The 21707-nt window shown below is 41.1% G+C and carries 19 protein-coding genes and 1 pseudogene; 12 read left to right on the forward strand and 8 right to left on the reverse strand.

Going from position 1 to position 21707, the window contains the following annotated elements; all coding sequences use genetic code 11:
- Positions 1-10: 10 nt before the first annotated feature.
- Genes DWZ93_RS09160 through DWZ93_RS09170 form a run of 3 tightly spaced genes read right to left on the reverse strand, consistent with a single transcriptional unit; the run spans position 11 to position 4314 of the window.
- Positions 11-922, reverse strand: a complete 912-nt coding sequence (locus DWZ93_RS09160; protein ID WP_118452690.1) for a ribokinase — start codon at positions 920-922, stop codon at positions 11-13.
- 28 nt (positions 923-950) lie between these two features.
- The gene (locus tag DWZ93_RS09165) at positions 951-1892 is read right to left on the reverse strand and encodes a glycyl-radical enzyme activating protein (protein WP_158574305.1); all 942 of its coding nucleotides are present in this window, start codon (positions 1890-1892) and stop codon (positions 951-953) included.
- Positions 1882-4314, reverse strand: coding sequence for a glycyl radical protein (locus DWZ93_RS09170; RefSeq protein WP_118452692.1), 2433 nt, complete (start codon positions 4312-4314; stop codon positions 1882-1884). The genes DWZ93_RS09165 and DWZ93_RS09170 overlap by 11 nt, the downstream gene beginning before the upstream one ends.
- A 498-nt stretch (positions 4315-4812) precedes the next feature.
- Between DWZ93_RS09170 and DWZ93_RS09175 the strand changes: the two genes are divergently transcribed.
- The 6 genes and pseudogenes from DWZ93_RS09175 to DWZ93_RS09200 all read left to right on the forward strand — a co-directional run.
- Positions 4813-5778 (forward strand): sugar-binding transcriptional regulator, encoded by a 966-nt coding sequence (locus DWZ93_RS09175; RefSeq protein WP_118452693.1) that lies wholly within the window; start codon positions 4813-4815, stop codon positions 5776-5778.
- A 122-nt stretch (positions 5779-5900) separates the two neighbouring features.
- Positions 5901-7046, forward strand: coding sequence for a substrate-binding domain-containing protein (locus tag DWZ93_RS09180; protein WP_118452694.1), 1146 nt, complete (start codon positions 5901-5903; stop codon positions 7044-7046).
- Between the two features lie 87 nt (positions 7047-7133).
- Positions 7134-8639 (forward strand): sugar ABC transporter ATP-binding protein, encoded by a 1506-nt coding sequence (locus tag DWZ93_RS09185; RefSeq protein WP_118452695.1) that lies wholly within the window; start codon positions 7134-7136, stop codon positions 8637-8639.
- A 3-nt stretch (positions 8640-8642) separates the two neighbouring features.
- Positions 8643-9596: an ABC transporter permease gene (locus tag DWZ93_RS09190; RefSeq protein ID WP_118452696.1), complete on the forward strand. Its 954-nt coding sequence runs from the start codon at positions 8643-8645 to the stop codon at positions 9594-9596.
- Positions 9597-9747: 151 nt separating this feature from the next.
- Positions 9748-10608, forward strand: coding sequence for a class II fructose-bisphosphate aldolase (locus DWZ93_RS09195; protein WP_118452697.1), 861 nt, complete (start codon positions 9748-9750; stop codon positions 10606-10608).
- Between the two features lie 146 nt (positions 10609-10754).
- Positions 10755-11015: pseudogene (locus tag DWZ93_RS09200) on the forward strand (transposase); the annotation flags it as partial.
- 172 nt (positions 11016-11187) lie between these two features.
- Here the strand turns inward: DWZ93_RS09200 and hydF are convergent.
- Positions 11188-12408, reverse strand: coding sequence for a [FeFe] hydrogenase H-cluster maturation GTPase HydF (gene hydF / locus DWZ93_RS09205; RefSeq protein ID WP_118452698.1), 1221 nt, complete (start codon positions 12406-12408; stop codon positions 11188-11190).
- A gap of 70 nt (positions 12409-12478) precedes the next feature.
- Positions 12479-13330, reverse strand: a complete 852-nt coding sequence (locus DWZ93_RS09210) for a DegV family protein (RefSeq protein ID WP_118382298.1) — start codon at positions 13328-13330, stop codon at positions 12479-12481.
- A gap of 200 nt (positions 13331-13530) precedes the next feature.
- Between DWZ93_RS09210 and DWZ93_RS09215 the strand changes: the two genes are divergently transcribed.
- Both DWZ93_RS09215 and DWZ93_RS09220 read left to right on the forward strand, forming a co-directional pair.
- Positions 13531-13821, forward strand: coding sequence for a DUF3784 domain-containing protein (locus DWZ93_RS09215; protein WP_158567067.1), 291 nt, complete (start codon positions 13531-13533; stop codon positions 13819-13821).
- A 1-nt stretch (position 13822) separates the two neighbouring features.
- Entirely contained in the window at positions 13823-14716 is an 894-nt protein-coding gene (locus tag DWZ93_RS09220; protein WP_118452699.1) for a radical SAM protein, read from the forward strand.
- 68 nt (positions 14717-14784) lie between these two features.
- On the opposite strand, the gene DWZ93_RS09225 is transcribed toward DWZ93_RS09220, so the two are convergent.
- From DWZ93_RS09225 to DWZ93_RS09235, 3 genes are all read right to left on the reverse strand, one after another.
- Positions 14785-16188 (reverse strand): sodium-dependent transporter, encoded by a 1404-nt coding sequence (locus DWZ93_RS09225; protein WP_118382301.1) that lies wholly within the window; start codon positions 16186-16188, stop codon positions 14785-14787.
- A gap of 100 nt (positions 16189-16288) precedes the next feature.
- A complete protein-coding gene (locus DWZ93_RS09230) occupies positions 16289-17494 on the reverse strand; it encodes an iron-containing alcohol dehydrogenase (RefSeq protein ID WP_118452700.1) in 1206 nt (401 codons plus the stop codon).
- On the reverse strand, positions 17491-17967 hold the full coding sequence (locus DWZ93_RS09235) for a MarR family winged helix-turn-helix transcriptional regulator (protein WP_118452701.1): 477 nt from the start codon (positions 17965-17967) through the stop codon (positions 17491-17493). The genes DWZ93_RS09230 and DWZ93_RS09235 overlap by 4 nt, the downstream gene beginning before the upstream one ends.
- A gap of 325 nt (positions 17968-18292) precedes the next feature.
- Here DWZ93_RS09235 and DWZ93_RS09240 point away from each other — a divergent pair, with 325 nt between their 5' ends.
- The 4 genes from DWZ93_RS09240 to DWZ93_RS09255 all read left to right on the forward strand — a co-directional run bounded on the left by DWZ93_RS09240 (position 18293) and on the right by DWZ93_RS09255 (position 21702).
- The gene (locus DWZ93_RS09240; RefSeq protein ID WP_158574306.1) at positions 18293-19141 is read left to right on the forward strand and encodes a DegV family protein; all 849 of its coding nucleotides are present in this window, start codon (positions 18293-18295) and stop codon (positions 19139-19141) included.
- Between the two features lie 127 nt (positions 19142-19268).
- Positions 19269-20108 carry a deoxyribonuclease IV gene (locus DWZ93_RS09245; protein ID WP_118452703.1) on the forward strand — a complete coding sequence of 280 codons (840 nt, stop codon included), beginning with the start codon at positions 19269-19271 and terminating at the stop codon, positions 20106-20108.
- A gap of 14 nt (positions 20109-20122) precedes the next feature.
- Positions 20123-20812 carry a tRNA (N6-threonylcarbamoyladenosine(37)-N6)-methyltransferase TrmO gene (gene tsaA / locus DWZ93_RS09250; RefSeq protein ID WP_118452704.1) on the forward strand — a complete coding sequence of 230 codons (690 nt, stop codon included), beginning with the start codon at positions 20123-20125 and terminating at the stop codon, positions 20810-20812.
- A gap of 17 nt (positions 20813-20829) precedes the next feature.
- Positions 20830-21702, forward strand: a complete 873-nt coding sequence (locus DWZ93_RS09255) for a glycoside hydrolase family 25 protein (protein WP_118452705.1) — start codon at positions 20830-20832, stop codon at positions 21700-21702.
- Positions 21703-21707 lie beyond the last annotated feature (5 nt).

The following is a 21707-nucleotide window of genomic DNA, read 5'->3' on the forward strand; positions in this document are numbered from 1 at the left end:
GCAATCTTTTTTAGATGTGGTATACAGAGAGGGCTTCTGCTAAGGTTGGCATCGAGCGAGCTGTTCCTTTTTTTTGTACACTGAGAGAAGCTACTGCATTGCCGAATTTGGCAGCTGTAAAAATATCTTTTTTGAGAGAGCAGGCATAAGCGAGACCACCATTAAAAGAGTCGCCTGCACCGCTTGTGTCGATGGCGTTGACTTTATAACTTGGTATCATGAGTTGAGAATGTCCATCGGAAACAAAAGCACCTTGATGTCCCATTGTAATTACAACATTTTTAACACCTTTACTATGGAAGAAGTAACATGCTTCAGAAGCACTTGATTCATCTGTTACAGGAAAACCACAAAAATCAGCTGCCTCCATTTCGTTTGGCGTGATAATGTCGATATTTTTGAAAAAGTTATTTGATATTTCAGCATATGGGGCAGGGTTTACAATTGTTAAATTGTTATTTCCTTTTGCAATTTTTATGGCATATTCGCAAGTATCAATTGGTACGGAAAACTCAGTGATACATACGTCGGATTTTTCGAAACAAGCTTTGTTTTGATCGATAATCGCAGGTGTAATTGCTGCATTGGCACCAACGTTTATGATGATTGCATTTTGCCCTGAGTCTTCAACACATACGAATGCGGATCCACTGGACATATCAGATGCAATGCCTATAAAATCAGTATTTACTCCTGCCCAGTTCAAATCGTGAAATAGAATTGTATTATTAGGGTCATTTTCACCGATCATACTGATCAATATCGTCTCAGCACCTAACCTCCCGGCGGCAGCAATTTGGTTAGCACCCTTGCCGCCAAGCATTAGAGTAACATCCTTGCATAAAATACTTTCTTTAGGTTCTGGAAGATGTTGACAGGTTATAATGTGATCTAAATTAATTGTACCAACTTCTAAAATCATAGAATTACCTCCAATATTTTGCTGAAACTTATTCTCCGATTGTTACATAAAACCCATGCTTTACAAACAGATCTTTTAGCGATTGCATTTCTTCATCTGATGGAGGAGCTAACTCCTCCAGGCTGTAATGCATATCGAGTTTGCCGTATTTGGATGCTCCTAAACGATGATAAGGAAGCAAACTGACATGACAGCCTGGAGCATGCTCCAGAAGGAAGTGTATCGAATCATTGATGTTGGACTCGGTGTTGTTGATGCCAGGTATGATGGGGATTCTAACGGTTACATCAGCACCAGCATCTTGCAAATAACAGAAATTACTTAAAATTAGTTTATTTGACACACCAGTATACTTTGTGTGTTTTTTTTCGTTTATCAATTTAAGATCATAGAAAAAGTAGTCAATGTATGGAAGAAGATCTTGATATACTTCTTGTGATGCATATCCGCAGGTTTCAATACAGGTAGAGATACCTTCATCTTTACATCTTTGAGCAAGTTGAATGAGAAAATCTTTCTGATATGTTGCTTCGCCACCAGAAAAAGTGACGCCACCGCCGGAAACCTGATAAAAAGAGTTGTCTTTTTTTATTGTATCAAGTACTTCTTCTACATTTTTTAGTTCACCTGACATGGTAAGTGCCTGACTATTGCAAGTGTTTGTACACACGTTGCAGGAAATGCAGTTGGAACGATTGATCATTATACCTGTAGTATTCCAGCTTAGTGCTTTTTGGGGACAAATCTGAATACATTTTTTACAACCAATACAGCGAGTAGGCCAGTACATCAATTGATGAGTATTCTTTTGAGTTTCTGGATTAGCACACCAGATGCATTTGAGAGGACATCCTTTAAAGAAAACAACAGTTCTTATGCCTGGTCCATCTTTAACGGCATATCTTTCTATTTCGCTTATTATTCCTTTGATTGAATTGTTCAATATATCACCTCGGTTATTATAGTTCATGTTCAGTTCTTGCAATGATGTCGTCTTTTGTTTTTTCTTCAAGATCATTAAAAAGAGCACTATATCCAGCAACTCGTACTACCAGATCTTTATAATTTTCTGGATTTTTCTTTGCGTCAAGTAATGTTTCGGTAGAGGTTACATTAAACTGAACATGCCATCCATCCATTGCAAAGAAAGCCTGAATAAGTCCCATAACTTTTTTGATTCCGTCGTGAGAGACCATTACAGATGGTGCTAATCGGATGTTTAACAGATTTCCACCTGTAATCAAGTGGTTTGGCATTTTGGCGATGGAATTTAGTACAGCTGTTGGACCAAGCTTATCTGTTCCGTGATACGGTGAGCAACCCTCTGATAATGGTTCACCGGATTTTCGTCCATCAGGAGATGCCCCTACAGGAAGTCCAGATGGAACATTTCCCGAAATGGTTGCTGTACATGGGTAGCTTAAACATCCAATCGGTCCACGTCCAATTCGTGTTGTTGGGTATCTGTCTTGTTCCTTCATAAAAGACAGGTAAACACTGGAACTAATCTTATCCACATAATCATCGTCATTGCCGAATTTTGGAGCTTTATTAAGGAGCATTCTACGTATGTTTTCGCCAGTTTCACCTTCGAAGTTTGTGTGTAAAACATTTAACAGTTCTGCTGGTGTAAGTTTTTTCTCTTCAAAGACGATTTTCTTTATAGCGGCTATGCTGTTGGCAACGTTTGTGATTCCTGTTTCAGGACCAGTAACCATATCATATACACTGCCACCTTCTTTTGCGTTCTTTCCTCGTTTTAAACAATCTTGAATCAGACCTGAGCAAAATGCGTCAGGGACAAGCTCTTCGATGGCATAGTCGATACAGTGTTCACCGATTACGCGTGTTTTGACAACATAAGCCATTTGGGCATCATAATATTTGCGGAGTTCTTCGGTGGATGTCATTGAAGCAAAATCTTTATCCTGTTTTAAAAGTGTAATTCCAGTTCGCGGATCAGTACCTCCGTTCAATGTGATTTCCAGTACTTTTGCAAAGTTCGTAAAACTCATGCCGGCACTACGATAACCAAATTTTCCTGGAATGATAGGTTCGATGCAGCCGACAATTGCATAGTTATTAGCGTCAGCTGGAGCAACTCCACGATTGATGAGAGAAGGAATCATAACATGGTCACCATGCATTGCTGGCATACCAAAGCCGAGTCGGATTACTTCTACACATTTTTCTAAATATGACTGTGGATTCTTTTCGTTAAAACGTGCAGAAACGTTAGGTTGGGTTAAACGTGTCAGACTGACGCTGTCCAGACAGATCATAGTGAGATCGTTTACGGCATCATCTCCTTCAGGAGTGATGCCTCCTAACGTCAAATTCTGATAGGTTGGATCACCGCCTGAAAAGCGAGTATGGCTCCATGGTCTGATTTTTACAACACCAAAAGCTTTTATCCATAAGCATGCAAGGAGCTCGGTGGCTTTTTCTTGTGTGCATTTTTCGGTTTCGATATCGTTCTTATAATATGGATACAAATATTGATCCAGACGACCGAATGACATAGAATGCCCATTGCTTTCTATTTGTGAAAGAAGATGTGCAAACCAGACACATTGTACGCCTTCTGCGAATGTTCTTGCCGGGTATTGTGGTACATGGCTGCAAACATCAGCGATATGTAAGTAGTTGGCTTTTTCTTCGGATGCTGTTGCTTGTGCAGCCAGTTCTTTTGCTAATGCAACATATCGTTTAGCGTAGTCGATCATGCCTTCGTAAGTGATAATGACAGATTCATAAAAAATACGTTTATAATGATTGCCTGGAACTGTTAGGTCGAGGGCATCTAAATTATCTTTGGCTTCGTCAATGATTCCCTGAGCACCATAATGAAGAATCTTTTCGAAATCCAACATAATATGTCCATCACCGGAAGTCATGTTTCCATTTGCTGATAAAACAGAAGCTTGATAAGCGTCTTTAACAGAAGCAGGTAAGGTTGCCTGACATCTGTCTTCAAGAGTTTTGCCTTTCCACCATCCTGCTATTTCTAATAGTTCTTTTCGAGTATCTGGACTAACCTGAAAGCGATCCCCAGGACGTTTATCTAATTGGTCAATTTCTTCAAAAATCCAGTTAACACAATATTCAGGAAAGATAGATGCTGCTCGTAGAGATGCAGCATGATTACCAGCCAACAGTTGACCTGGCTCAATAAATAGATCTATATTGTCTAAAATATTTTTAAAAGCATAAGCACGTCGTTTGATGAGAGGTTCGTCTGTGTGCTCCTGATAGGCCTCGGTTAAATAACGAGCTCTTTGTACGCAGACTTCCTGCTCTACATCGAGAGATTCTTTTTTTAATTGATTAATACGTTTTAACTGTTTGTTGGATAAAGTGCATTCTTTATAAGTTTTATACATTTCTTTCATCTCTCCTTTAAAAAAGTTTAAAATAGTAAACTGCTTTACAAATGAATAATATATCAATAAAAGTGAAAAGTCAATATATAAATATTTGATTCAATTTACACTATACAAGATGGTTAAAAATATAAAGTATATTATTCCTTGAAATGGTATGATGTGTCAAAATGCATAAAAATAGTCGAGAAATAAAGCTAAAATCATATAATACAAATAATCAAAGCAACAATAAAACGAAAACTTATAGTAAAATTGTGAAAAAGTATTGACAATGAAAGAAAAAGATATATAATAAACGTAAATCAAGTTTACAAATGTACAGTGCGTAGAAAAGAAAAAACAAAATAGATGAAACATAAATCATATAATGCGAATTGACAAAGGAAAAGCAGAATGTATATTGACTTTTTGAACACCCGGCATTAAGGTTTAATTATATGTATTCGATATATTAAATTATTCAAGAGTGAAGTTGATAAGAATCAGCAGATATAGGAGGGTGTTATGGCATTATCGCAAGATTATAAACATGATTTAAAGGTTAAGGCAGCATATTATTACTATAAAAAAGATATGAAATTAGCTGACATCGCAGATACGTTAAATGTATCCAGAGTAACATTGAATAAATTATTAAAGGAAGCTCTGGATGAAGGGATAGTGAGGATTGATATCGTCGATCACGATAATACAATTGGTATTCTTGAACTGGAAGAGATGGCTAAAGAAAGATTTCATCTAAAAGATATAGAAATTGCTCCTTCTTTTTCGGGAACATGTCATGATGTGGCATATGCAGCTGCTCGCATGGTAGATAGTTTAATGTTTGACGGAATTAAAATATCGCTTACCTGGGGCGCAACACTGGAAATTTTGGTGGACTATCTCACTGGCAGTAATTTTATTAAGGATATTGAGGTATATACCTTGTTAGGAGCGCAGGGAACAATTGGAATGCAGATGCAGCCGAATACGATTGCCCAGAATTTGCTTCGGAAATACAAAGGGACAGGATATGTAATGAACGCTCCGTTTGTATGCGAAAAGGCAGAGACAGCTCAAAGTATTATGAGTGATAAGTCATTTACTTCTATAGTAGATAAAGCCAGAAGTTCAGATTTGACGCTGGTAGGAATCGGTCCTACGCCAAATACAGCTGCCAGTAAATCCAGTATGCGCTATGATATGGAGACAATTCGAGAATTAAAGAACAGTAATGTGTGCGGGGATATATGCTCTAATTTTTATGATATATATGGAAATATATGTAATAACCCATTGTGTGATCGTTTTGTAAAAACTGGCTTGGATGAAATTCAAAAACATAAAAATGTTGTTGGAATTGCAAATGGAGATCATAAAGTTGCTTCTATTCTGGGGGCACTCAATGGTGGATATTTAGACACATTGATTACGGATCAAAAGACAATAGTCGATGTGATAGAAATGGCAGACCGTCTGGGAATTTAATGGTTATACATTCCTCTTGATGGACGATTTGTCAGGTTAAGTAAGAGTTTTATTTGCTGCGGGCAAATGAAGCTGCGTAGAGAGTCGCAACTTATAAAAATTAAATCAAGGAGGATGTAAACATGAAAAAAAGATTAGTAACTCTGATGGCGCTGGTTACATGTGTTGCAATGGTTGCATCGATGGCAGGATGTGGAAGCAATAGTTCGGACACAGATGCAAAATCAAATGACAATTCAACCAAAACGGAAGCGAAACAATGGGATTATGGATCTATGGAAGAGAAAGTAGATTACATGGAATTGGTTGACAAACTCTGGGGTTCTGAAGTGTTAGTTCCAGATAAAAAACTGACGATTGGATTTATTCCAAAAGCATTGGAAAATGAATTTTGGCAGATGGTTGATGACGGAATCCAAGAAGAAGTTGATAAGATGAATGAAGCTGGTTTTGACGTGACATTGGATACGGTATCTCCGCAGGGGGAAACAGATTATGAGGGCCAGTTATCGATTATGACTGATATGGTAAATAAGGGATATGATGCGATTATTGTAGGACCTATCACGGATTCTAACTGTGTTCCTGGCATTGAACGTGCACAGGAAGCAGGTATTCCGGTTATCCCAGTATGGGTAGAGTTTAAAGATGATCCGTATGTAAATATTTGTGTTGGCTCTAATGCGTATGCGGAAGGTCAGGCAGCAGCGGAATATTTTGCTGAAAAGATAGGCGATGAAGGTGGACAGGTTGCAGTTATAACTGGTATTGCAAGCAACCCAATCACACCAGAAAGAACCAATGGATTTTCAGAATACTTCGAAAAAAATGATCTGAATATTGAAGTTGTTGATGTGCAGAATGGCGATTGGGATCGTTCAAAGGCGAAGGATGTTGCAGATACTATGCTAAAAGCATATCCAGATCTGAAGGGTATTTATTGTAATAATGATACTATGGCAATGGGAGTTGTAGAGGCAGTTAGAGGTGCGGATAAAATGGATGAAGTCATCGTTGGTGGTACAGATGCTATTTCCGAGGCTCTTACCTCTATAAAAGAAGGAGATTTGGATTATACTACAAATAATTTTCCACATTATGTAGGAAAAATTGCACTTGTAGAGGCTATTCGTACATTGGCTGGTGAAAATCTTCCGGAGAATATTACAACTCCTGTAGCTGGTATGTCAAGTGATAATATTGATACACCGGAGGCTGACATTGTAGGATGGAAAGATCTTGAATGGGTATCTGAATACAGTAAGTAATTACCAATAACAGCAAGACGGGGCAGTCTATTATTGGCTGCCCTTTTGCATTTGAAAATGATAAAAGTTATTGAAGGAGCGGACAGTATGAGTAAGGAACAATATATTGAGTTCAGACATATATCCAAAGAATTCCCAGGTGTAAAAGCTTTGAATGATATTAATTTCACGATCAAAAAAGGTGAAACACATGCAATTCTGGGTGAGAATGGAGCTGGAAAATCAACACTTTTGAATATTTTACATGGAATTTATCAGCCTACAGATGGGGAATTGTTGATTGATGGAGAAAAAATGTCATTTGATACGGCAAATGACGCAATACGATATGGAATAGCAAAGGTACATCAAGAAATTAATATGGTTCCTGAGATGACAGTTGCACAGAATATTGCATTGGGCAATGAACCGAAAAAATTTGGAATAATTGATTTTAAGAAATTAAATAAGGATGTTGAAAAAGTATTACAGCGATTACACTGCACAATTAAGCCAACTGATAAAACGGGTGATTTGACTAATGGTGAAATGCAGATCTTGCAGATTGCAAAAGCGTTATATTTGAATTCGAAAGTGTTATCTTTGGATGAGCCAACAGCATCACTTAGTACACAAGAAACAGAAATACTATTTGAAATAATAGAAGAGTTGAAAGAAAAGGGTATTACTATCTTGTATATCAGTCATCGTTTAGATGAAATTTTTCGTATAGCAGATCGTGCTACAGTTATGCGAGATGGAAAGTATATTGGCACATTTGAAATGAAAGATATGACAAAGGAAAAATTGATTTACAATATGGTAGGGCGTGATGTTGAAATGTTTGCGACACGTCAAAAACCATCCAGAGTGGATAGAGGGGTTGAAGTTATGCGTGTTGATAATCTTTCTGACGATGGTATGGTGAAAAATGTAGATTTTAATTTATATAAAGGAGAGATACTTGGATTTTTTGGATTGGTTGGAGCTGGAAGGACAGATGTGATGCGCACAGTGTTTGGGGCTTCCAAGAAAAAAACAGGTTCTATTAGTATTCATGGTAAAGAAGTGAATATTAAAAATCCCACAGATGCGGTGAAGTCAGGCATTGCGTTGATTCCGGAAGACCGTAAGAGGCAAGGATTTAATTACAACTTGAGTAATGGAGAGAATATGGCATTGGCTTCATTGGGGAATTTTACAAAATATGGATTGATTAATCATCGTAAAAAACTAGATCAAGCAACAAAACTATTAGGGAGTATTAATTTGAAACCAAATGATCCTAACTTTATGACGGCTAATCTGTCTGGTGGTAATCAGCAGAAAGTTGTTCTTGGTAAGTGGTTGTCTGCGTCAGGTGACATTATGATTTTTGACGAACCGACAAAAGGAATTGATGTTGGAGCAAAAGCCGAAATATATGCACTTATGGAGGAACTCTTGGAGCAAGGTAAGTCAATAATTATGGTTTCTTCAGAACTGACAGAAGTTATGGGAATGAGCGATCGCATATATGTAATGAAAGATGGAAAAATTACAGCAGAAATTGATCGTAACGAATTTAATGAGCAAATGATTCTGACATGTGCATTAGAGGAAAATGAGGTGTAAGGTATGAAAAATAAATTCAAAAAAATGGAAAGAGAATTAACACTTTTAGCAGCATTGGCAGTGATTGTGATAGTTTTTACAGTTATTAACCCAATTTACATATCTGTATTAAATATCAGCGATATTATTGAACAGTCGGTTATTTTTGGATTGATGGGAATAGGAATGACATTTGTGATTATTACGGGTGGAATTGATTTGTCTGTGGGATCGATTTTGGCATTAGTTGCCGTAACTGCAGCCAAACTATCGTCAGGTGGTATGAACGTTGTGGGTGTAGTTGTTATCTCTGCTCTGCTTGGGGCTGTATTAGGACTTGTCAATGGATTTATGGTTTCTTATATGAAATTACAGCCATTTATTGCAACGATGGGATCAATGTCGATCTATAGAGGTATTTCTTATATTGTTACAGATGGTTTTCCGGTTTCAGGGGTAGCTTCATCTTTTAGAAGTTTATTTTATGGAAAAATTGCAGTTGGTTTAAGATCTTCGGTTGTTGTTTTGATTGTATTCGCAATAATTGCGCATGTTTTGCTGAAATACACAAGATTTGGAAATTATGTATATGCTATGGGAGGTAATGAAGAAGCAACGAAGCTTTCTGGAGTTAGGGTGGATAGAAATAGAGTTGTTGCTTATATTATATGCGGAGTAGGGTCAGGACTAGCAGCTATGATATTAATTGCGAAGCTTGCAAGTGGTGAACCTACAGCCGGTAACGGATATGAATTGAATGCAATTGCCGCAGCATGTATTGGTGGAACAAGTATGTCAGGAGGACGTGGTACAATAGCGGGAACTGTGATAGGTGCAATCTTATTCTCAGCATTAAAGGTTGGATTAATAACTTCGGGAGTAGATACTTTCTGGCAATATGTTGCAACAGGCGTTGTAATAATTATTGCTGCTTATGTCGAAATTATTCAGTCGAAACTGGCTAAAAGAAGCAAATAATATAAAAGAAGCAATAAGCATAAAAATAAGGAATCTATAATTTGATTCATACGTTGATTACTAATGAAACGATGGCGCAACGACTGTTATGGTATCGAACAAGGGTATTTCGAACTTACCAGGAATGGAGATATAATTAGGAGGGTATAGTATGTTAGCAACATTAAAAGAAGTACTGCAGGAAGCAGAAGATAAAAAAATTGCGATCGGAGCATTTGACACACCGAACCTTGAAAGCCTTTGTGCAGCAATCGCAGCAGCAGAGGAAGTGGAGCTTCCTACTATTATAATGCATGCACAGTGCCATGAAGAATTGTGCCCGCTTGATGTAATCGGACCTATCATGGTAGAACGCGCTAAGAAAGCTAGAGTTCCGGTATGTGTAATGTTGGATCACGGTGAGGATCTAGATTATCTGAAGCGATCTCTGGAAATGGGATTCACAGCAGTTATGTATGATGGATCTACAACTCCATATGAGGAAAATGTTAAGACTACCTGTGAAGCAGTAAAGCTTGCGGCATCTTATGGAGCAGACGTAGAGGCAGAGTTCGGAAGCATGGGGAAAAGTGAATTTGGTGAAGGTACGCCAGGGGAAGAAGATGGTGCGAAGATCTACACGAATCCAGATATGGCAAAAGACTTTGTGGCTAAGACAGGTATCGCAGCACTGGCTTGCTCATTCGGAACCACACATGGTATCTATCTTACTGAGCCAAAGCTGAACTTTGATATCGTAAAAGATGTACGTGCCAAGGCAGATGGTATCCCGGTAGTCATGCATGGGGGATCCGGTGTAAGTGAAGCGGACTACCATCAGGCAATCGTAGCAGGTGTCCGTAAGATCAACTACTTTACTTATATGGACAAGGCAGCCGGAAATGCAGCGGCAGAATATATCGCATCTGTAGAAGAAGGCAAGCCATACTTTTATTCAGCATTGCGCCTGAAAGCAATGGATGCAATGAAAGAAGACATTAAGAGAGCAATGTTAGTATTTGATGGTAAATAAAAAATATATATACTATAAAGAAGAGACAGGGGCTGTCGAGAAATGATAGTTCCAAACAGGGGCAGCGTGACTCGCATGAGTCACTCCTGCCCCTGAAATTTATCCTCTGAAAAGAGAAAAAGATAGCTTTATAATGGAACTATGTTAAAGAATCCAACACGAATATCCAGATTGAAGAAAGAATCCTGAAACGAAAGAAGAGGTCAATCCAGATGGAGGGGCACCTTGAAGATATCAAGGAGAATGAAAACTTCTGGCATTTTAACTACCGGTCAGAGGAAAAAGTATATAAAGAATTCATGCTGTATGCGATTGGCAGGAATATCATGAAATACCATCGCTTTTTACATTATGAGATTGAGAAATACGAAGGGAAAAGGAGCAGAAAACCATTTAACGAAGGGTGAGCTTCAAGAAATCCAAACAAGGGGAGTTTGCGTCCTGTAATAAGAGTTACAAAAGAGAAGAGACAGTCCACTGGAGAATTCAGTTCTTAAGAAGACTGAATTCTCTGGGATTATCTCTTTCCTGTGTGTCAGGAGCTAAAAAGCGGTATTAACCGACAACCATTATTTGATGCTACAGATTATAATTAAATACCTCCAGACTTCTTTCCAGTATTCCATGCATATGTGCGATAGCTGTTCCGTAATTGGTCATTGGGATGCCTGCATCCTCAGCACATTTCATGCGATATTTCATTTCACGTTCATTTAGCATGCAGCCTCCACAGTGGATGATCAGCTTATACTGGTCGAGTTCCAGTGGGAATTCAGTTCCGCTGGTGAATTCATAAGTGAGGTTCTTTCCGGTGTGCTGTTTCAGCCAGTTCGGCAGCTTTTCTGTACCGATGTCACCGCATTGTCTGTGATGGGTACAGCCTTCAGAGATCAGGACTTTGTCACCGTCTTCCAAAGTATCGATTGCCTGTGCGCCATTTACCAGACTTTTTAGATTGCCCTTATATCTGGCGAAAAGAATGGAGAAAGAAGTCATCGGTATGTCATGAGGTGTGTCTTTGGCAACGCGACCGAATACCTGACTGTCAGTAATGACGAGAGAAGGCTTTCGTCCAAGAGAATCTAAGGTCTCTTTTAATTCCGTATCCTGAACAACAATGGATATTGCTCTGGAATCCAGGATATCTCGGATAGTCTGTTGTTGTGGAAGAATTAAACGACCTTTCGGCGCAGCTTTATCTACAGGCACGACTAGCACGATGAAGTCAGACGGATGAATCAGGTCGCCAACGATTCTGCGGTCAGAATCCTGATCCGGGGCGAGACTGGCGATGCGGTCTTTTAATTCCTGAATATGAATTCTTTTCTCAGCACTTACCGGAATAATATGTTCAGAATCAGCCTGACAGACAGCGAGTGCATTTGTCAGAGCATTAAGATCTTCTGTTAGTTCGCATTTGTTCAAGACAACAAGATAAGGAATATTTTTCTTCTGAATCTGCTTTAAAATACGTAGGTCTTCATCCGTAACACCGTAACCGCTGTCGATGATCAGCAGAGCAATATCCGTCTTATTCAGCATCTGATATGCTTTGCGGATGCGAAGTGCGCCTAGCTCACCTACATCATCCAGACCTGGGGTATCGATAACAACAACCGGACCAAGCGGCAGTAATTCCATGGACTTTATGACAGGGTCGGTGGTGGTGCCTTCGATATCGGAGACGATTGCCAGATTCTGTCCGGTGATTGCATTGATAATGCTGGATTTCCCGGCGTTCCGTCTTCCAAACAGACCAATATGTATGCGTTCGCCGGATGGCGTATTATTTAAGCTCATAAAAGAATCCTCCTTGAGTAAAATCATGTATAAGATTCAGTTTACGCCTATTCGGAACAATGTGCAATTATTATTCTGTAAATCCTGCCAATCCAAAGGCGGCTGGTCCGCCATGAGTTGTGATAACGCCATTCGCCTGAAGCCATTGAATCTTTTGAAAACCACATTCTTTTGCAGTCTCTTCTGCAATTATCCGTATATCATCGGAGAGACCGACAGTACGGACAAACCACAGAATGCTGCGGTCAAGGTTATAATCCTCTATATAGTCTAAGATCAGCTGTCGGGCAATTTTTTTCATTTTGCCACGGTACTTTTTAGTAGCAACCAGTTTACCGTCCTGGATTTCAATGCATGGATGGATGTGTAGAATACGGCTTCCCAGGCAGACAGCATTACTAACACGGCCGCCTGCTTTCAAAAATTCCAGGTTGTCTGGAAGAAAGCACATTCTGGTGCGGGCAGAGAGTGCTTTTGAAGCAGACACAGCTTCAGAAAGAGTCATGTGTGGATTCTTCTGCAATAATTCGGCAATGGCGATTACGATGGCTGCCTGTCCGATGGATACCTGTTTGGTATCTAACATTGTCACATAATCCCGATCCTCAGATGCGATTACAGCGCTTTGGTAAGAACAGGTGGTGACAGCAGAATAAGCCAGATAAAGAATCTGGGCATTCGGATGCGCGGTGTGGATGGCATCAAATACCAGCATGAAGTCATCCGGAGAACATCCGCTTGTTCTTGGAAGCTTACCGGTTTCTTTATAATAATCACAGATTTTCTGAACCGGGAAAGAACCGTCATCCATAGTATGGCTGTCAAAGGTAACGTGCATCGGTACTAAAGTAATATTGTATTTAGCGGCTAATTCCGGTGTTATGTCAGAACCGGTCTCAGCGACGATTATAATAGGATTCATGAGAATCTCCTTTCACATAGCTGTAATATTTAGAAACTAGAAACATTATAAGTGGTAACTGATACTACGTCAATAGATTTGATGATCAAAATAATTGAATGACAAATTAATTGTAATTATTGCATCATTTGACAAATGAAAGCGCATTAGGTATCATGAAAATATTATGGAATTAGATATGAGATGAAAGGATGAAAAGTATGGAAACATTTGATCTGATTATTACAATCGGTTGTCTGATCGTTGGATTTATGATGCTGACAGGAAGAGGAGATGTCCTTTTGAATGATAAGGATGCTGCTCAGCGGAATAAGCTGTATGATATGAAGAAGGCACAGAAAGGATATGGAGTTGCTTTTATTGTGATCGGTGCAGCATCTGCTGTCAGCATGCGTGTGAAGACACAGATGGGATTTGTGATTTATCTGGTTGTTGTAATCGTATCTCTGGCAGCCAGTGTTGTATATATGAAGAAGTGCTGTAAAAAGTAATATGAGTGGATGTGTATTGTGTCCGCGTCACTGCATGGTGATGCGGGATAATGGAGAAAAAGGATTCTGCCGGGAGACGAATCATCTGCGTGTGGCGAGAGCCGCCTTACATATGTGGGAAGAACCTTGCATCTCTGGAGAAGAAGGATCGGGGACAGTATTTTTTACAGGTTGTAATCTCAGATGTGTGTACTGTCAGAATTATGATCTGTCAAGAAGCGTAACGGGGAAAGAGATTACTATATCAAGGCTTGCAGAGATATTTTTGGAATTGCAGCAAAAGGGGGCAAATAATATCAATCTGGTGACGCCGACACATTTTGTACCGCAGATTATCGAGGCATTGAAATGTGCCAAAGTTCGGGGATTACATCTGCCTGTTATATACAATACCGGAGGATACGAGTCAGAAGAGACGCTTGCTATGCTGGATGGATGGGTCGATGCTTATCTGCCGGATTTTAAATACTGGGATAGTGAGCAGGCATTGCGGTATTCCAGGGCAGAGGATTATCCGGAGACTGTGAAAAAAGCAATTCGTGAGATGTACCGGCAGACCGGTGCATGCAGATTTGATATGGACGGAAAGATTCAGAAGGGTGTGATCGTACGTCATCTGTTGCTTCCGGGAGAACTTAAGGCGGCGAAAAGGATTGTGCAGTATCTCTATGAGACGTATGGCGATTCTGTCTATATGAGCCTGATGAATCAGTATACGCCGTTAGAGACTCTGGATACTGTGAGGTATCCGGAACTTGGAAGAAAAGTAACGGAAAAGGAATACGATGCGCTTGTAGATTATGCCATAGATCTGGGTGTGGAATGTGCGTATATCCAGGAAGGAGATACGGCAGAAGAGAGCTTCATCCCGCCATTTACGTTGGAAGGTGTATAAGGTCATGAAAAAAAGGAAGATATCACAGTGAAAACGGTGATGTCTTCCTTTTTTGATTATAATCGTTTTTACAGAATGCCCAAAGACTGCAGTAATAAGAAGAACAGCAAAATCGGGGTTACGTATTTTACCATAACGATGTACAGTCCTTTACGGCTGAACTTGGCACCGCTCTTGGTAACTTCGTTGATAATAGTATCCGTTCCCAGTACCCATCCGACCATAATGCAGGTTGAAATTGCAACGATCGGCATCATAATCATGTTGCTGAGGTAATCCAGTACATCCAGAACCTGGGCTACAGATCCGTTCGGTAGCGGAAGTTCAAAGTAGAATACGTTGTAACCAAGGCATACGATGATACCTACGACAATTGCGTAGATCAGTGACAGGGCTACACTTTTATTACGGGAAATCTTCCATTTATCCATCAGACCGGATACGATTGCTTCCATGACGGATACAGATGATGTGATCGCGGCAAAGGTAACGGTTACAAAGAACAGGATACCGATTGCGATGCCTGCTTTACCCATAGCAGCAAATACCTTTGGCAGGGATACAAACATCAGTCCCGGTCCGGCCGACATACCTTCGATACCGGAGAAAGTGTAGATTGCCGGAATAATCATCAGTCCTGCAAGGAGGGCAACCAGTGTATCAAAGAATTCAATCTGATTAATAGATGACATCAGGTTAACATCGTCTTTTACATAAGAACCGTAGGTGATCATGATACCCATGGCAACACTGATGGAGAAGAACAACTGTCCGATAGCATCCATCAGAAGCAGGAAAAATCCTTTGATTGTCATACCTTCAAAGTTCGGTATCAGATAAATCTTAAGTCCTTCTAATCCGGTACGTGTGATACCATCTGCATCGGTGTTATGCAGTGTCAATGAGAAGAAAGAAATACCGATGATCAGTATGACCAGGATTGGCATCAAAATACGGCTGTATTTCTCAATACCTTTGTTAACACCACTGATTACAACAAATGCGGTCAATCCCATGTAAATGATCATCCAGATGATCGGTGACCACTGGCTGGTAATATGACCGGTAAAATAGCCGTCGGCTGCAGCATTTACACCGTCTCCGGTGAGGAATGCGAACAGATACTTGAGTACCCACCCACCGATGGTGCAGTAGTAAGGCAGAATGATGACAGGCACCATCCATGCAAGGAATCCGGTCGGTGCGAACTTTTTATTCAGCATGCCGTAAGCGGTAAGCGGTCCCTGTTTGGTCTTGCGTCCCATGGAAATCTCCGTGATAAGCAGGGTAAAACCAAAGGTCAGTGCAAGAATGATGTATACGAAGATAAAGGTACCTCCTCCATTCTTAGCTGCCAGATAAGGAAAACGCCAAATGTTTCCAAGACCTACAGCACTTCCGGCTGCGGCCATAACAAAGCCCAGCGAGCCGGTAAAGTTGCCACGCTTATGATGATGTGAATTGTTACTCATAAATAAACCCTCTCTTCCTTAATATGCGATATAAATATACAATACACGTATTTATCTACTATAAAGGAAGAGAGGGTTCTGCGCAATAAAAAAATACAATTTAGTTTATTTGCATCAATGATTCATAAAATAGTTCAAGTTCTGAGGCGTTCATCAGCACTGGAACCGGGTATAATGGGTTGGCCTCCTTGTCTGCGTACCTGGCAAGACGAGGTATGTCTTCCTGTTTAATCTCCGGGATTGTGTCAGGAATGTCAAACCGGTGTTTCATATCTTTGATGGCGCTTATGAAACGTTCAGCAGCTTCAGCGTCTGACATTTTTTTGTCGGCGATGCCGGCGGCAATGGCAAGTTTATGTAATTTTTTGTGAATGCATTTACCATAAGATTCCAGTATCATTGGCAGGATTATTGCATTGGCCAGCCCATGAGGAACATTGTATTCACCGCCCAGAGAATGGGCAACAGCATGGACATAGCCTACGTAGGATTTGGTAAATGCACAGCCGGCATAGAATGATGCGTGAAGCATATCACGACGTGCATTGACGTTTCTGCCATCAGCGTAGACTGTATCAATATTTTCAAAGATCAGTTGTACAGCGTGCAACGCATCCCGTCTGGTGTGATAAGTAGTGGAACGCCCAATATATGCTTCCACGGCATGAGTCAGAGCATCCATTCCGGTTGTTGCTGTAATTGACGGTGGAAGGCTTAAAGTCACTTTCGGATCTAATACGGCATACTTTGGAATCAATGGAAAGTCGTTGATCGCATATTTGTGCCGCGTCTCGGCATCGGTGATGACAGCGGCAAGGGTTGTCTCACTTCCGGTTCCGGCAGTCGTTGGAATGGCAATGAGCAACGGAAGTTTTTTACGTACTTTCAAGATGCCTTTCATCTGCGCCAGTGTTTTTTTCGGACGGGCGATACAGGCGCCAACAGCCTTGGCACAGTCCATGCTGGATCCCCCGCCGAAACCGATGATTGCATCACATGCATGATCGCGGTACAGTTCCAGAGCTTCTGCCACATTAATTGTAGTAGGATTTGCAACGGTTCCGTCATAAATGACAAATGGAATAGCGGCACGTTCTAATGTATGTTCCAGGCGTTTGGTCAGTCCCAGGCTCCGAATGGAGGAGTCAGTAACGATCAGTACACAGGAGCAATGATTGCCGCGGATCACATCCGGAAGTTCCCGGACACTGCCTACAATCTGCGGTTTGCGATAAGGAAGTACTGGCAGTGCCAGACGGAATGCTGTCTGAAATACGCGGCAGTATATCTTTTTGAATATATTCATGAGTTTTCTTGTCCTTTCTCTTCGAGTACAGAGATCAATTGTTCCAGATTATCGGAAATGTGATAGAGTACCCGGTAAAATGTCTTAGTTTCTTCCATAGTAAGTCCATTGCGTCCGGCATCTACTGCCTGGCGGATCAGTTCAGAGACCTGACCTGCATAGGCACGTCCCTTGTCAGTAAGTACAGCTTTTGCCCGGTATTTTCTGCCTTCCTGCGGACCTGCCTGTTGGTAGGTGATCATTTCAAAGCTTTCCAGCTCCGACAGAATGCGGGAAATCGCAGCCTTGTCTTCCCGGCAGCGAATGCACAGCTCTGCGGCGGTCAGACCATCTGGCGTAGTATATAAATAGTAGATACACATGGCATGGACACCCTTCAGACCGATTTCGCTCATGGAGAGTTTCTTGATTTTCTGTATACTTTTATAGACGCTGGTTATACCTCCGGTCAGCAGTTCAAAACTATCGGTCATAATAATTCCTCGTTTCGTATTAAAAATAGTTGATTTATCAACAACTATCTGCTATAGTAGCATAGTCATGTTGATATTTCAACATCTATTTTGAGAGAAACTTTGAATGAGATTAATATTCAAGTCGAACGTCCGTGAGACTTGGCGCGTGATTCTGGTCAGCGAAGCTGACATATTCCTATCAGAATCACTGCGCATCCTCGCGGAGCGTTTATCTCAGTCAGAGATTGGACTCCCACTGAGACAAATTTGCTATTACTCACCACCTGAAAAGGTGGGAGTCTTCTCGACTGAGAAAAAAACAGATTAAGAAAAGAGGATGATTATGGCAGTTCAGATTATTGTAGATTCTACGGCTGATTTTTCAGCGAAAGAAATTGAGAAGAGACAGATTACCTGTATTCCGATGACTGTAACATTCGGAAATGAGCAGTATATCGATGGAGTAGATCTTACGAAAGAAGAATTTTTTGTGAAACTGACGAATGAAAAGGAATTTCCTAAGACATCACAGCCGTCTCCGGCAAAGTTTGCAGATTGTTTTGAAGAGGCAAAAGAGAATGGAGATGACGTTGTAGCAATTCTGGTTTCCGGTGCGCTCAGTGGTACGGTGCAGAGTGCCACAATCGCGAAAGATATAGCAGAGCATGATGGCGTATATATTGTAGACAGCAAGTCAGCCACACTTGGAATCCGGCTGTTAGTAGACCGTGCAGTAAGAATGCGCGATCAGGGAAAGAGTGCAAAAGAGATTGCAGAAGCGTTGGATGAGTTAAAAGCGAGAGTACGTCTTTTTGCAGGACTGGATACGCTGGAATATCTGCAGAAAGGCGGTCGGATTTCTAAGACAGCAGCAAGTATCGGAAGACTGGCGGGTATCAAACCAATCATAACCATTGATGAAGAAGGAAAGGTAGCAGTATGTGGAAAACAGCGTGGTAATAAAAATGTGTTCCGCCAGATTATAAAATATGTCGAGGCTGATATGCCGGATGAGAATTATTCGGTATATTTTCTGTATTCAGCGGACAAGAAGAACTGTATTTCATTTATCCAGACATTGCAGAAAAATGGGTTGGATTTTGGTACGATCAAGACCAGAGAGATCGGACCGACGATTGGCAGCCATATCGGACCGGGTGCATTCGGAATTGTATATGTTGCGAATAAATAATAGAAAAATGTTAGAAATTCTTGCGAGGAATCACAAATCTGTGGTTCCTTTTTTCGTTTGTATTTCCGATGATTTTGTGGCAACCGGATACTAAAAATGTTATTGTAATAAGTAGGAGGAAAAGACAATGCTTACAATAGGAACACATATGTCGATTGCCGGAGGGATTGCGAAGACTGCTGAAAACGTGGTGAAGATGGAAGCGAATACCATGCAGATCTTCAGTCGTAATCCGAGGGGATCAAATTATAAAACATATACATCAGAAGAGATAGAAAAGTTTCAGAGTATAAGAACAGAACATCACTTTGGACCGATTCTTGCCCATGCGCCATATACTATGAATCTGGCAAGCGCAACGGAGAAAACTTATGAATTTGCCAGTATGGTAATCAGAGAGGATATTCAACGCATGGATGAACTGGGGATTGAGAATCTGGTGTTTCATCCGGGAAGCCATACGGGGATTGGTACAGATGCCGGAATTCAGAATATTATCCGGGGACTGGATCAGGCAGTGACGGCAGACCAGAATATTCACGTGCTTCTGGAAACTATGAGTGGAAAAGGTACAGAGATTGGTGTGACATTTGAGGAATTGAAAGCAATCCGTGATGGAGTAAAGTATCCGGAAAAGATTGGAATCTGTCTGGATACCTGTCATGTATTTGCGGCCGGATATGATATTGTAAATGATCTGGAAGGTGTGCTGGAGAAATTTGACCAGGTGCTCGGACTGGATCTTTTACGTGCCGTTCATCTGAATGATAGCATGATGCCGTTTGGTTCTCGTAAGGATCGCCATGCACCGATCGGAGAAGGTGAGATTGGCATGGAGTCATTGTTGAATGTCTTAAGGCATCCCAGACTTCGTGATCTGCCATTTTACCTGGAAACTCCGTTTGACGATGCCGGTCATAAGGAAGAAATTGCCATGATACGGAAACGAATGGCAGAAGAAAGATAGAGCAGGAGAGCGTTATGCAGAAACATTCAGAAGATTTGACATTAAAGAAGATTGCCGTGATCCGTACAGACTTTCCGGAAAAATTCGGTTTGCCAAGACAAAGCGGCCTGGCAGAGACCAGAGGCAAGATTGTTTTTGAACCGGAATATCGTTCAAAGGAGGCACTGCGTGGACTGGAAGATTACAGTCATCTGTGGCTGCTCTGGGGATTTTCGGAAGTGAGGCAGAAGAATTGGCATGCGACAGTGCGTCCACCGAGACTGGGAGGAAATACTCGTATGGGCGTATTTGCCACAAGATCTCCGTTTCGACCAAATCCAATCGGTTTGTCCTGCGTTCGTCTGGTGGAAATCTGTGATACGGAAAAAGAAGGAAGCGTATTACTTGTAGAGGGCGTGGATATGATGAATGGCACACCAATTTATGATGTGAAGCCGTATCTTCCTTATGTGGATTGTAAGGTGGATGCCGCAGGTGGATTTGCGGAGCAGCACAAAAATGATGGATTAACGGTAACATTTGACGGAGATCTTGAAATGCGCGTGCCGGCAGAACAAAGGGCAGTGCTGAGGCAGATTCTTGCGCAGGATCCAAGACCGTCTTATCAGGAAGATCCGGAGCGTATCTATGGTATGGATTATGCAGGCATGCGGATCCGGTTCCGGGTAGCGGATGGATGTCTGCGTGTGTGCAGTGTGCAATAGAGAGTGTAGGAAGAATAATGAGAAAAAAGCGTGAAATGCAGATATTACTGATAATGTTGTTGACAGTCGCATTGATATGTGGCTGTAGTACAAAAGAAGAGCAGAATAACGAGCAAAAAGTCGAGGGCGTGGAGATAGAAGAAGATACAGATACTTACAGATTTGTGGATGTGCTGGGGAATGAATACGAAGCTGAGCTTCTGGATATTCCGCCGATTACACTGGATCTGACGAGGATCGAAGATCAGGATGGCAAGAAAATCTATCTGGATGAGGATGGAGAGATAGCGTCCAGATTAGGAATTGATGTATCAGAGTATCAATCGGAAGTGGACTGGCAGCAGGTGAAAGATTATGGCGTAGATTTTGTGATCGTGCGCCTGGGATATCGTGGATATGGAGAAGCAGGGAAACTGGTGGAGGATAGTATGTTCCGGAGCCACGCGGAAGGTGCACTGGCAGCGGGACTGGATGTGGGTGTGTATTTCTTCTCGCAGGCAGTCAATCAGGCAGAAGCTGAAGAAGAGGCGCAGTTTGTGCTGGAGCGGATACGGGATTACGACATCAAAGGGCCTGTGGTATATGATACAGAAGAGATTAAGAATGACACGGCAAGAACGGATAATCTGGACGGCAAAGCATTTACCGATCATTGTATTACATTCTGCGATGCGGTGAAAGCGGCAGGTTATGAGACGATGATCTATGCCAATATGAAATGGATGGCATTTACATTGGATCTTACGAGGCTTACTGACTACGAGAAATGGTATGCAGATTATGAACCACTTCCGCAGTGTCCGTATGAAATCTCCATGTGGCAGTACACAGAGACCGGACAGGTGCCCGGGATCGATGGAAATGTGGACATGAACCTCTGGTTTTTGTAGATGAT

This window comes from Dorea sp. AF36-15AT, assembly GCF_003477705.1.
In the GTDB taxonomy this organism is placed as follows: Bacteria; Bacillota; Clostridia; order Lachnospirales; family Lachnospiraceae; genus Claveliimonas; species Claveliimonas ammoniilytica.